Genomic DNA, 13,129 nt, shown 5'->3' with positions numbered 1-13,129 from the left:
GTATAGATTTTAATTTTAAAACATCAAGATAAAGAGAGCTCTCGATGATCGAGAGCTCTCTTTATGGCTATTTTTTAAGTAGGTCTAAATACAATACGGATTTGAAATAGTATACCGTCTTTAATACTTTATCTGTCATTTTATTGCCATCTTTAAAGACGTAGAGATGATAATGCATCCAACTTCTTTATCAATTAGCCTTTCAGATGTAATCATCTGCTTAATACCTACTATTTGACCATAGTTATCATAAAAAATTAAAAAAATAATTTCACCCAACCAATCAAAATAGTAATATCGTGTTAAAAAACTTAACTCAATTTTCTTCTAACAACCGCATGAATAAGCCTTCTCTCTCAATACTCTTCAGATTAACTTCATTCAAGTCATATCTCTTCATCTATCTAGTTATCCTCGATTATATTCGTAAAAATAGTTTTTAAGAGTATAGAGAAAGACGTATACATTACGATGTCGCAATATGTATACGCCTTTTTGATTTAAAACCACGAATTATTTAATAGTATTCTTCATTTGATTAAACCGAGAAGTAATCATTCACTTGCCCCAACGTCATTCATCGACCGATGTGAACGGAAGTAAAGACGAACTTATTGTAACGGTGCCTCGAGAACGAGTACTCGAACGGCTTTCCGTTCCCGAGGAAGACGACTTGCTCGACCTCGATAATTGGATCGGTCTCCTCATTCCCAAGATAATCACGGTCCCACTGGTTCGGTTTATCCGCCCGAATCATCTTGTGTGAGCTCGTGATCGTGTAACCGAGTTCTTCCTGGATGTATCGATAAATCGAACTATCGAGGACCTCCTTCGTCACACCAGTAATCAACGAGGAAGGCATGAACGTATGCTCGATCACGTAAGGTTCGTCATCGACATAACGGACGCGCCGAATCTCATAGACGGGATCGGTCTTCTCAATCATTAAGTGACGTGCGACCTCCGCATCTGGAAAGCGTACCTCGAACTGAAGGACCTCACTCCTGACGGTCCGCTCGCCGAGAAGCTTCGTCAACCCTTGGGACTCTTTGTTCAACACGTTGATTCTCCCCTGTGAGAAGCTCGAAGGCAAGATGAAGGTCCCCTGTCCTCGCTGACGATAGATGATGCCTTCCGACACCAGGATTTCGAGGGCCCGCTTCATCGTCATCCGGCTGACCGCGAACTCCTCCGCGAGTTGAATTTCGTCCGGCATCGCTTCCTCGACATCATAACCTCCGTTAAGGATTCGTCCGCGCAATTCATCTGCGATTTTCTCATACTTTGGTTTCTTTTTAATAGACATGATTACACCCCATGTATAGACATATACATATAATATAACAAAAAAGGATGACCAGGGCTAGATATACCCTGATCATCCTTCCTCATCTCACGAACCCCTTCTCTTCGATCACGCGCTTGAACCAGTGACCACTCTTCTTGACCGTCCGGCCCTGACTCGTAAGGTCCACGCCGACGAAGCCGTAGCGGTTTTTGTAGGCGTTACTCCAAGACCAGTTGTCCATGAAGGTCCAGAGATGGTAGCCCTTGACGTTCGAACCTTCCTCCATGGCCAGATGCACCCACTTCAGGTGCTCCGCGATGAAGTCAATCCGATAATCGTCCTGGATGCTGCCGTCCGCGTCGCGATAGCGTTCCTCCCCTTCGACCCCCATCCCGTTCTCCGAGATGAAGCACTCGATGTTCCCGTAGTTCTCACGAAGGTTCGTCAGGATGTCATAGACGCCCTTCTCGTAGATCTCCCAGCCACGATGACGGTTCATCTTCCGCCCTGGCATCTCATAGTAGTCGAACAGGTGCTCCGGCATGAACGGTGCCTTCGGGTTCGGGAGATGTTCCTTCACCTTAATTCGTCTCGGCTGATAATAGTTGATGCCGAGCAGGTCGACCGTGTGTGTCGCAATCTTCTGTCGATCCAGTTCCTCCATCAGAGGAAGCGCATCCTGTTCCTTCAACAGGTCTATCAATTCTGACGGGAATGTCCCGAGGACGGACGGGTCCAGGAAGGAACGGTTGAACAGGATGTCCGCCAGATGAGCGGCATGAAGGTCCGCCTCGTTCCGGCTTCTCGGATAAGACGGCGTCAGGTTGAGGATGATGCCAATCTTGCCAGCCTGGCCCGACTCCTTATACGCCTCGATGGCAAGGGCACTCGACAAGATTGAATGATAGGCGACCTGGACGGCGCGCTTGAAATCCACCACGTTCGGATAATGGAAGTCGTACAGATAGCCTCCCTCGACCGGGACGATAGGTTCGTTGTGCGTGAACCATTTCGTCACGCGGTCCCCGAACAGCTCGAAGCAGACCTTGGCATAGTCGACGTAACGTGTGACGACATCCCGGCTCTCCCAGCCACCCTGCTGCTGCAACGCGAGCGGCATGTCGAAGTGGTACAGGTTGACGAAGGGCTCGATGCCGGACTGGATCAGCTCGTCAATCACGCGATTGTAGAAGTCGACGGCGAGCGGGTTGACCTCCCCTTCTCCGGTCGGGAATAGACGGGACCAGGAGATCGACATCCGGAACGAGTTGTGCCCGAGTTCCTTCATCAGAGCGATGTCCTCTTCGTACTGGTGATAGAAGTCGGACGCCACCGTCGCACCGACGCCGTCGAAGAAACGATTCGGCTCCTGCTCGTACCAGTAGTCCCAGATATTCGGTCCCTTACCGTCCTCATGCGCAGCGCCTTCCATCTGCGTCGCGGATGCTGCCGTCCCCCACCAGAAGTCGGTCGGGAAGGTATACTTCTTCTCCTGCATGGTCGTGTTCTCTGTCTGATTCATCCTATGCACATCCTATCTATAGTTGTTTTTCACTCAACCGACGTCGTTCAGCCGATTTGTTCCTTCTTCTCCTGCGTTGCGTTCGCCTCCTCGCGCTCCTTCTTCAGGTTCAGTCGATCGATGAAGACGAGGAACGGGAACCAGACCGCCATAATGATGGCGAAGTTGACGAGCTGTAACAGACCTCCGGCGAGGGAGTTGGTCGCCATCATGCCGCTGATGAACATCGGGACGGTCCACGGCACGGCTACGCCGGTCGGAGGCGGGACGATGCCCGTCGACATGGCGAAGTATGTCACGGTCACCGTAATCAATGGTGCGACGATCCATGGAATCATGATCAACGGGTTCATGACGATCGGGAGACCGAAAATCATTGGCTCATTGACGTTGAAGACACCAGGCCCGATCGATAGTTTCCCAATCTGCTTCAATTGCTTGGAGCGCATGAACAACAGGATGGCGACGACCACCGCCAGCGTCGAACCGGATCCCCCGATCCCAACGGTGTAGATTTCGATGAACTGTTTGCTGATGATGTTCGGGATCTCTCCGTTCGCGGTATAGGCGTTCAGGTTTTCGAGGGACAGCGTGTTCCAAATCGGATCCATCACCGAGTTGACGATGACCTGTCCATGAAGACCGAAAAACCAGAACAATTGGACGAAGAAGATGGCGATCAATGTCGGGACGAGACCGTTCCCTAAGTTGACGAGTGGTTTCTGGACGAGATTGAAGATGAGGTCATGTAGGTTCGTGTCCAAAAGTGAAGTGACTGCGATGTTGATCCCGAGGAAGACAGTGAGCGTAAGTAATGCCGGCACGAGTGCCGAGAACGATTTGGCGACCGCGGTCGGTACACCAGCTGGCATCTTGATCGTCCAGTTCTTCTGGACGATGAAGCGATAGATCTCTCCTGCCAGGAATCCTGTGATCATGGCGAGGAACATGCCCTTCGCGCCGAGTCGGTCGAGCGGGATGACGTTACCCACCGGCTCCGTGACGTTTTCGACCGAGACGAAGAACGGAGTAAGTAATAGGAACGAGACGAGGGCAATGACACCACCGAATACGGCTTCGACCTCATAACTCTTGGATAGATAATAGCCAATACCGAACACGACGAACAATGACATGATGCCCATCGTCGCAGATGGTGCATTCCCGAGCGACGTCTTGAAGGCGTCGAGCACGCCAGGGGACATGAACTTGTCGAGGAATGGTAGGTTGGCGACGACGACGATCAAGGAACCGAACATCGTAATCGGGAAAGCAAGCATGAATGCGTCACGTAACGTCTGCAGGTAGCGACTGTTGTTCAAGAATGCCGCCATCGGCATCAGGAAACGGCTCAACAGGTCGAACCACTTACTATTCTCTGTCATCTCAAACACTCCTTATCATTTTTTAGAGAACTTATGTTCCATGAGCTCGATGAGCCCGGCTGTGAGATCCAGCATCGTCTGCGTCGACATCAGATGGTCCTCCGCGTGTAGCAACAACAAGGATAGCGTCGCCGGTTCACCGCTCGCTTCCTTCTGGACCTGCCCGAAATGGACCTGATGTGCTTCTTGTAGTTGAGCGCGTGCATCCGACAGCAACCGCTCGAACTCCTCGAACGTCCCTTCCTTATAGGCTTCGATCGCCTCACGAATCGTACTTCTGGCATTCCCGCTGTGTAGGATCATCATGAATGCGACTTGCTCGATTGTCTGTTCGTTCGTCTGCATGTCGTTCACCCCATCAACTTCACGGCTTGTTCATAGGCCGCTTTTCCGTCCGCCATGCCATACGCCATCATGTCGATCACCTCGACGGGCTTGTCCGTCGCCTGCTGGAACTTCGAGAGAAGGAACCGCATCTGTGGTCCGATCAATATGACGTCGGCGCCATCCATCTCCTTCATTGCCTGGTCCTGTCCGACCGCCCAAATCTTCGCTTCTTCTCCGATATCCTTCGCATGTTCCTGCATCTTCGACACCAGGATGCTCGTCGACATCCCTGAACTACACGCCAACATGATTTTCTTCACCTAAAATCTCCTCCTTTTTTGTAATCGCTTACAAATTTGATTATACGCATTTATTATTCCATGTCTATACTTGATATTTAATTTGTTTATTTTTATTTCATAAAAGTGTAGAGTTGTATTTGAAAATAGGATGAAGGAGGAGTTAGCATGCAGGAAGCGATTTATTTCGAACCAATCATCAAGGAGCGGATATGGGGTGGACAGCGACTTCGCGAGTATGGTTTTCCCATCCCTGACGCAAGTCGAACAGGCGAGGTCTGGACACTCGCGAGTCATCCGAACGGTACTACGCGCGTCGAATCCGGACCGTTCGTCGGTCTCAATCTGGAAGAGTTGTGGTCAAACCACCCTGAAATCTTCGGCATGGAGACGGATTCTGATTTCCCGCTCCTGTTGAAGTGGATCGATGCCTCGACGGACCTATCCGTCCAGGTCCATCCGAACGACGCCGATGCCAGACGTTATGAGCAACAACCTTACGGAAAGAACGAATGTTGGTACATCATCGATTGTCCGGAGGACGCCTCCCTCATCCACGGTCATTCCTTGTCCTCCCAGGAAGAGTTCGACGAGGCTGTCCTTCAGGGGACATTGTTGCAGTCATTGCATCACGTACCGGTATCGAAGGGTGATTTCCTCTATGTACCGGCGGGGACCGTCCATGCCCTGACGGAAGGATGTGTCGTCCTCGAAATCCAACAGAACTCGGACACGACCTATCGTCTGCATGACTATGATCGTCTCAATTCAGTCACCGGCACTCTGCGTACACTCCACATCGAACAGGCCCGCCGCGTGATACGGTTCCCTCACTATCGTTACTTAGAGCCTTCCGTCCCGTTGTCCCCATCCAGAAGACGGTTGACGCGGAATCCTGATTTCTTCGTCGAGGAATGGACCATCCGTCAGACCCATGCACTAGACCCGAGTCCGACGTTCCGTATCATCACCGTCGTCGAGGGGACCATCGAATTGGACGACGTTGTGTTATCGGTCGGGGCGACCGCACTCCTCCCTGCTGACAGCGAGCATGTCGTCTCCGGGGACGGTCTCATGTTGGTCACCGGACCTGCTCCTAAGACGATAAAGCCATTCCGGATCGGTGTCGATCTCGGCGGTACGCAGACACGCGTCGCCGTCGTCGATCAGGAGAAGGTCATCAAGCAGTTGTCCTTCCCGACTAATCCGGTCGCCGACCCTGGGCAGACCATCTCGCACATCGAACATGCCATCCGATACTTCTCGGAAGAGTTCCATCTGACGAACATCGGCATCGCCGCACCTGGTCCACTCGACGCGAGGACCGGACACCTGTTATCCCCACCGAATCTGCCTGGCTGGGACGACGTCGACCTCGTCACCCCCATCGCCTCCCGATTCGAGCTCCCGACCTGTCTCGAGAACGACGCGAATGCAGCGGCGCTAGGCGAGGCGTTGTTCGGAGCCGGACAGACATCCTCTTCCGTCTATTATGTGACGGTCAGCACCGGGATTGGGGGTGGCTATGTCCATGAGAAGAAGCTCATTCGCGGGGCCAATGGGTATGCGGGAGAGATTGGCAACACTATCATCGATTCATCCGGGCCCGTCCATCCGGTTCTCAACGTCGGATCCCTCGAGGGGTTGGCGAGCGGCACCGCACTCCAATCACGTGCCATGGAGCAGGAAGCCTCGTCCATCGAGATGCTGCTCACCGTACCCTCAGAACGAACCCGATTCATCAACCACTTGGCGACAGGGCTCGCGAACATCATCCACACGATCGACCCCGAGGTCATCATCATAGGAGGGGGAGTCACAGGATCTGCAGATTTGTTCTGGGAAGAGTTGATCTGCCGAGTCCGCGAGCTCGTCTATCCTGCTCTTCGTCCGAGCATCGATGTACGTCTCGCGACATTGGAGGGTCATGCGGGGGTCATCGGTGCTGCCCATCTCGGCTGATTCTGATCATGTCAAAGAATGTCTCGAACATCGCACTCATTGGCTACTCAATCGTAAGTGATGTTCGAGATTGAATGTATTAGTTCATAATGAATCAGAGAACAAAAAAAGATTGTATACATTTCGACATCGAAACGTATACAATCTTTTTCCTTAATTGTAGATTTTTCTTAAGATTAGAAATCGGCGTGCCATATATACAAGGAATTCAGAAAATAAATACGAGTGAACAAGTGAACCTCTTTTTTTATGCTGAATGAATATAATGTATACAACTTTTTATAAATTGATTGAATGGATAGAAAGCCATAGAACTATAATTATGACGCAGAGTACACAACTGAACCGCTTCATGAAATGAAGTTGTATACGGCTCAACATCAATAGTGATGTTCAATACTTCCTCACTTCCAGTACTTCAATCAGTTATTCGACTGTCAAAGCCTTATCTTTTTTATAATAGAGTTAGTCACTACCGATAAAAATAGTTGAGATAAGATAAATTAAAATACGATGTATCCATCGTAAGTTCACGATAAATACATCGGTCTATATATATTAATCATTCTTTACATCATTTTTCCTTGCATATAAATCTACTTGACTAATGACTTTACGTATCGCTGGTAAAGAATATTCTAAATCAATCAAAGCTTTCAAATCATGGTCGTAATACAATTTTTCATCTCTAATTTTAGAGAACGAATTTTTATCATCAAAATCTAACACCCAATCTAGGTTGTCATGGTTTATTTCTGACTGTTCTTCATCCAAACTGATTTTTGAATCAATCCAAGCCTGATAAAACCACTCCCAAATAATCGTCCATTTTTGAACAAGTTTATCTACTAAATAATGGCCCCATTCAACATCCTTTTGATTAAAACCAAAACCACATGTATGATTTCCTAAATTCGAATTTATATACATCTCTATTTTGATGTCTTTAAACTTTTCAGGATGTTCAACCAGATAAAAACCTCTCTCGAATTGTGCAGAAAAACTTTCGATTGATTGAATGGTTCCATCTGTAGACTTAAATTTCAGTTCTATCGAATCAATTTTTAATTTGATAGTGCTCATCGTTTAAAACCTCCATAATTGGTGTTTCGGATAAAACTGATCAACGATTAATTTTCTGTTCATATCCATGTGGATTCCAATTTTATAAGATATACCATTAATTTCTACGGTCGGAGAAATACGATAACCAGTCCTCATATTTTTTATTTTCTTTTTCGTCAATTTGTCTTTTACTTTCGGATGCTTCATTACGTCATTCATTATATTCATAATTTGACCGTATGAAGTACCATTTGGGAAAAATGTCTGAAGATTATTCGGTCCAAAACTCCCATCCCAAACTCCAATATGATGTCTTCTAAGGATGTGCGAAAATCTTTCGGGAGTCAGAATAGCTGGTTGTCCCAATGATTTTTTTCCTAAGGCGAAATCTTTGTGCATCAAATAACGTCCCGCATCTTCAATAGCCACTTTTCCACCAGCATTTTTAGGATCAAATTTGATGCTTGCCGTCAGGCTTCTCTTTCCTTTACGTTTCTTTTTTACAACAACTTTCTTTTTACTTTTGAATAGCGAAACAGTGACACGGACCAAAGTCTTGATTGCTCCCGCTCTCTGAGCGGTCGCCCGTTCTACTGGGTTATCCAAAAATAATTCATTGTTGTACAACTCGAATTCAAAGTCATCTTCAATCGTACTTGATTCATCATCTTCTTCATTTACATCATATTCCTGTTCGTTCCATGGACGTTCAAGTTCAATTTCTCGTTCACTCGTACGTCCTTTAGCGTCCGTAGTGCGGACCATGAATTGATACTCAGGTAATTCGTCAATTTGTTCTTTCGACAAACCATTCAATTGATATATTTTATCCATGTTCTGTGGAAGTGACGTACTGGCAGGACCGTTCATCTGGAGAGAGAGCTTATCCTCATTCTGATAAATCTTAGCTTGATCTGAATTCCAGATTGTCGAATTCCCTAAGCCATAAGAGATGTACTTCTGTCCATTGAAAACTAATAGCTCAGAAGTAGTATCCTGAGATTTTCTCCATCTCATCTCGACTTCTCTGTGTCCATCCGGATGCACCACATCATTCTCAATCCATACTTCAGGTTCTTCTAAAGGTATCGATATGCTTGAGATTTTTGAAGGAGGAGTAGCCCCTTCTTCCAAAATGGCCGATAGCCGGACCTGATAACTATCACTACTGGATGCAGGTTCATTATAATGCTTTCTTACCGCAGCATATAGAGTTTCAGGAGATGGAGGAATCGCCTGTCCATCCTCGTTCACTCTATATGAAAAGTCGCCATTTTTTATTTGCTCCGATGTCGGATATATGTTCCTATCAAGCGTCGTCCAACTGTTTAAATCACCTGGTACATCAAAATACGTATAATCATGTCCGTTGTAAATCATCACCTGGTATTTAAGTGCCTTCGGTACGGGTTTCCATGAGACAGAAAGGTCACTTGCGAGGTCGACTTTCTCCTCGTCGCCATCTCGTTCGATGACTTCAAGTATCGGTTCCTCCATAGGATTAAGACTACTAGCCACCTCAACAGGTTCGTTATCGAAATCGCTCATATCTAGGGTCAAGCTAGAGTCTTCTGATTCTATATCACTTTTTCCTAAATATCTATTCGAGGATAATTCCTTTTTCTCAGTATCCTCATCTCTAAATGATTGAACGTATACATGATAGGAAGATTCGTCAGCCCTGTTCATGTCAGAGAGTGAATATAGCTTCCCCGCATCACGTAATAACTCGAGACCTTCGAAGTCCGTCCGGAAACTAGCATCTGCCGTAGTCGTTGGATAAAGCCCGATGTCACGACTACTCCAATAATTTTCGTCTGCCGAGAGTTGCTGCACGATTTGTTTAGTGATTCCGTTGTCTATGAGGATGAGATAGCCCGATGCATCTTTTACAGGACTCCAGGCGGCCGTCAAATAACCACGGGATTCATCCGCACCTTTATATGCAAACCCGCGACCATTCGTGACAGGTGACTTTGTAGGGAACCAAAATTTAAGGGCAGAGGACGGGAGGCTCTCCCCTTTGTCCGATTTAGCAATTAGCTTGACGTAATAGTTCGTCGTATTCTCGTGTTTGATCCCAGTAGCACTATAGAGTGTGCGCGGATCACTTAAGAAATCACGTCCATCTCCATTTTTCCTGAACAGATTGCCCGAGGATGCACTATTGAGTTGCTCATCGGTAGGGAACACTCGCTTCCCCTTACTCGACCAGCTCGTCTCGTTCCCTACTGGGAGACGTTCGTACTTATCACCGTTGTAGATAAGAAGATCATAAGATGTAGCTCCTTCGACCTCATCCCATTCTAGTTCGACCCATCCCTTATCGTCTTTCTGGTTCGAATGTATGCCTTCGAGTTGAGGCGTCTCAGGATTCTCGGGGATGATGCCATCGAGGACCGGCTTCGCGGTCGTCGATGGCTCACTCGACCCTAGTTCGTAGTCTGCGACGACACGGAACTGATAGGCTTTCGTGTTCGTGTTCGAGTTGTTGCTCGCTCGATACATCGGTGATGGGTCGAGCGGGAGCTCCATCCCATCGCCTTCCCGGAAGGCGATTCCTCCCGTCAGAGAATCTTTATCCTTGTACTGATTCGTCGTCGGCCAGAGCTTCTTGTTCTTGGTGCTGAAGCTAGTCGCCGTCCCTTTATAGATGGTACGCCAACCTTTCCCGTTGAAGAGCTGCAACCGGTAGTTCGTCGCTTCCTTCGCCTTCCCCCAAGATAGATTGATGTAGCCGGTCGATGCGCCCGCTGCAGTCGGGAAAGGCTCTGCCTTCAATCCTTTCATCTGAGGATAGCTATATGAGATGACGACATTCGATTTCTTACCGGACTCGCTTGCTGTAAGTTGTTTCCAATAATTCTCGTCGTTGCCGTTCGCGTGCAGCTTGAAGCCGTAGTCATCCATCTTCCCATCGGCAATCTGTTGAATCGTATCCTTCACGTTGAACGTGGCCCATTGCGCCCGTGCCACCTTAGTCGAGGTGATGTTGGTCGACGTCGGCTTGTTCTCCCAGTTGATGCTCGATTCCGACCATTTCGAATTGACTCTATCCAACCAGATGCCGGTCTTCGTCGTCGGATGATAGCTCCACTTGACGTAAGTCTTCAGACTCGCTGATGTGATGGTAGCCCCCTTGATGTCAGAAAGTCCATCCATCTTCATGAAAGCATAGTTCGTCCCCGTCTGGCCGTCATAATTACCTACCCGTAGGACGTATTCTCCCTGTGCGGAACTCCAGAACTTATTATAGTTCCCCTTCGGATCCGCGCTCGTCACGAAAGCATCTTGTGCAGCACCACGGCTGAGCGTAGGATCGATATACACCGGATACTTCGTATCCTCATCCGAGAGCCATTCCTTGCTCGGGATCAACTCAAGGGTGAAGCCATCCTCTTCCTTGACCAGCTCATAACGAATATCGCGGCTCTCTCTCGATAATCCAGAACGCGCATCGAACGAGCTATCACTCATGACGGGCGCTGGCATCGTGTACTTCACTTCACCGTCCCTCGGATCTTTGAAGAGGATGTTCCCAGCCCCATCAAGCCCGACATCGAGCTTCGTATGGATTCGGTAGATGAATTTCTCGATATCCATGTTCTTCTGATTCAATATGATGTCTTCTTTGACTTCCTCGTTCATCACGACATGACGGACGTCAACTCCGGGATGGATATCCTTGTAGATGATTTGATTATCGTTCGTGTCCCCCGGGCGCTCCTCGATTTTCTGGAATCCGTCCTTCGTCTGAGTACCCTCGAACCGGAAGTCGATGGCATCGCCGTCGCTTCCTTCGACCGACATGAAAGGAACTCGCGAGGAAATCCTATCGTAGAATCGTACATCGATTTTCGAATTCTTCGGCTCGATCGTCCGTCCTTGCGTTTCCGCTAGTCGAAGGTCGACATCCTTCCAAGAACCATCGCGCTTGAGAAATTGTTCATCATTGTAGATGGTTAGTCGATAATCGCCTTCCCCCTTCTTCTCGGATTCCATGAAAGGGGTATTGATCGTCTCGCCGACCTTCTCTTCTGGGTCGAGCATGTAGGCGGGAGAACTCTCGAAGCTACCATTCAGTTTGAGCCCTGATTTTTCTTCTGCCTTCACATCCTTGATGTGAAGCGGGAGGGAGCTCACGAGCAACGAGCTGGCCACCAACGTTTTTGTCCACTTTTGTAAAGCCCTTTTTTTCAATTCCGTCTCCTCATTTCATTGTATTTAAGGAATATCTGAGTTCTCTTTATACAACAATCGACCTATCAATTATTCCTTTCTTACAATACTGTTAGGTATATTGACCTAACTATGAAATAGCGAAAAACGATAATGATTTACAGGTTCCTTATTTATATATACGTCAATTGAATACCAATAAAATTATGTAATGATATCATTCTTGATGAACCTATTTTCATGATAGATAATTTCTCGACGGTATATTCTTTCGACATGGAACAAAAAAAGCAGCCAATCATCGAGAGTCATAGTAAATAGAAATAAAAAAATCTGCAGTCTCTAATCATAATGATATGCTCCCCAAAAAGTAGACAGTTGAAATAACAAAAACTGTCTACTTTTTTGAAGGGAGCTTTTTCTATGACTAAATCTAAGTTTTCGTCAGATGAAAAACTACGAATCATTAAGATGTGTGAAGACGGGATCGACTCGATCAAATCGATTGCCTCGCTCTTCGAGCTTTCAGTCACCACCTTAAATAGATGGAGGACAAAATATCGTACGGGCGGCTCCATAGCACTTCGTAATCGAACAGAGTGGACGCGTTATCCGGAAGAACTGAAGATGAAGGCTATACATGCAGTACTCGACCAAAAGGAATCGCTTATTAGCGCTACGGCACGGTTTGATATCTCGGATAAAAGCCTACTTGCGAAGTGGATAGGGAAGTGTACTAGTCATAGTACTCAAGGGAAACCATTGAAGGAGCGATCCACTATGACTAAAGGTAGAACCACTACATTCGAAGAGCGTGTCCATGCAGTCATGGACTGTATACAAAGCGGAAAAGACTACCAAAGTATCATGAAGACCCATCGGGTCTCGTACCAACAAATTTATAGTTGGGTAAGAAAGTTCGAGAAGGACGGAATCGACGCACTGATGGACCGTCGCGGACGTCAGAAGCCAGTAGAAGAATTGACGGATACAGACCGTTTGGCGTTGGATCTGAAACGACTCGAGAAAGAAAATGAGCGTCTACGCATGGAGAACAATTTCTTAAAAAAGTTAGAGGAGATCGAGAGGAGGTCACGTTAAG

9 protein-coding genes and 1 pseudogene are annotated in these 13,129 nt (G+C 47.5%); 3 read left to right on the top strand and 7 right to left on the bottom strand.

Annotation, left to right across the window (positions count from 1 at the left end):
* Window positions 1-577: 577 nt before the first annotated feature.
* The 5 genes from KNQ06_RS15690 to KNQ06_RS15670 form a co-directional block, all read right to left on the bottom strand.
* Window positions 578-1,306, bottom strand: coding sequence for a GntR family transcriptional regulator (locus tag KNQ06_RS15690; RefSeq protein WP_214859093.1), 729 nt, complete (start codon window positions 1,304-1,306; stop codon window positions 578-580).
* A gap of 82 nt (window positions 1,307-1,388) precedes the next feature.
* Window positions 1,389-2,810, bottom strand: coding sequence for a glycoside hydrolase family 1 protein (locus tag KNQ06_RS15685; RefSeq protein WP_215148792.1), 1,422 nt, complete (start codon window positions 2,808-2,810; stop codon window positions 1,389-1,391).
* Window positions 2,811-2,857: 47 nt separating this feature from the next.
* Window positions 2,858-4,195, bottom strand: coding sequence for a PTS cellobiose transporter subunit IIC (gene celB, locus KNQ06_RS15680; protein ID WP_215148790.1), 1,338 nt, complete (start codon window positions 4,193-4,195; stop codon window positions 2,858-2,860).
* A 15-nt stretch (window positions 4,196-4,210) separates the two neighbouring features.
* Complete coding sequence (locus tag KNQ06_RS15675; protein WP_215148788.1) at window positions 4,211-4,540, bottom strand: PTS sugar transporter subunit IIA; 330 nt, start codon at window positions 4,538-4,540, stop codon at window positions 4,211-4,213.
* Window positions 4,541-4,545: 5 nt separating this feature from the next.
* Window positions 4,546-4,842: a PTS sugar transporter subunit IIB gene (locus KNQ06_RS15670; protein WP_215148786.1), complete on the bottom strand. Its 297-nt coding sequence runs from the start codon at window positions 4,840-4,842 to the stop codon at window positions 4,546-4,548.
* Window positions 4,843-4,989: 147 nt separating this feature from the next.
* On the opposite strand from KNQ06_RS15670, the gene KNQ06_RS15665 reads away from it, so the two are divergent.
* Window positions 4,990-6,783 carry a type I phosphomannose isomerase catalytic subunit gene (locus KNQ06_RS15665; RefSeq protein WP_215148784.1) on the top strand — a complete coding sequence of 598 codons (1,794 nt, stop codon included), beginning with the start codon at window positions 4,990-4,992 and terminating at the stop codon, window positions 6,781-6,783.
* A gap of 558 nt (window positions 6,784-7,341) precedes the next feature.
* Here the strand turns inward: KNQ06_RS15665 and KNQ06_RS15660 are convergent.
* Window positions 7,342-7,866, bottom strand: coding sequence for a hypothetical protein (locus KNQ06_RS15660; protein WP_214859097.1), 525 nt, complete (start codon window positions 7,864-7,866; stop codon window positions 7,342-7,344).
* Between the two features lie 3 nt (window positions 7,867-7,869).
* A complete protein-coding gene (locus KNQ06_RS15655; RefSeq protein ID WP_215148782.1) occupies window positions 7,870-12,048 on the bottom strand; it encodes a DNRLRE domain-containing protein in 4,179 nt (1,392 codons plus the stop codon).
* Window positions 12,049-12,450: 402 nt separating this feature from the next.
* On the opposite strand from KNQ06_RS15655, the pseudogene KNQ06_RS17150 reads away from it, so the two are divergent.
* Window positions 12,451-12,561, top strand: a pseudogene (locus tag KNQ06_RS17150) (transposase); the annotation flags it as partial.
* 246 nt (window positions 12,562-12,807) lie between these two features.
* Complete coding sequence (locus tag KNQ06_RS17060; protein ID WP_251133586.1) at window positions 12,808-13,128, top strand: helix-turn-helix domain-containing protein; 321 nt, start codon at window positions 12,808-12,810, stop codon at window positions 13,126-13,128.
* Window position 13,129: the final 1 nt, after the last annotated feature.

The sequence above is a fragment of the Exiguobacterium sp. s91 genome, assembly GCF_018618915.1.
GTDB lineage: Bacteria > Bacillota > Bacilli > Exiguobacteriales > Exiguobacteriaceae > Exiguobacterium_A > Exiguobacterium_A abrahamii.
The sequence above is the reverse complement of the archived record's forward strand: the minus strand, read 5'-3'. Positions and strand labels throughout refer to the sequence as shown.

What these genes read in the sequence shown, in the direction of transcription:
- KNQ06_RS17060 (WP_251133586.1), top strand. Translation starts at nt 12,808, where the DNA reads ATGACTAAAGGTAGAACCACTACATTCGAAGAGCGTGTCCATGCAGTC.
- KNQ06_RS15685 (WP_215148792.1), bottom strand. Translation starts at nt 2,810, where the DNA reads ATGAATCAGACAGAGAACACGACCATGCAGGAGAAGAAGTATACCTTC.
- KNQ06_RS15660 (WP_214859097.1), bottom strand. Translation starts at nt 7,866, where the DNA reads ATGAGCACTATCAAATTAAAAATTGATTCGATAGAACTGAAATTTAAG.
- KNQ06_RS15675 (WP_215148788.1), bottom strand. Translation starts at nt 4,540, where the DNA reads ATGCAGACGAACGAACAGACAATCGAGCAAGTCGCATTCATGATGATC.
- celB (WP_215148790.1), bottom strand. Translation starts at nt 4,195, where the DNA reads ATGACAGAGAATAGTAAGTGGTTCGACCTGTTGAGCCGTTTCCTGATG.
- KNQ06_RS15690 (WP_214859093.1), bottom strand. Translation starts at nt 1,306, where the DNA reads ATGTCTATTAAAAAGAAACCAAAGTATGAGAAAATCGCAGATGAATTG.
- KNQ06_RS15665 (WP_215148784.1), top strand. Translation starts at nt 4,990, where the DNA reads ATGCAGGAAGCGATTTATTTCGAACCAATCATCAAGGAGCGGATATGG.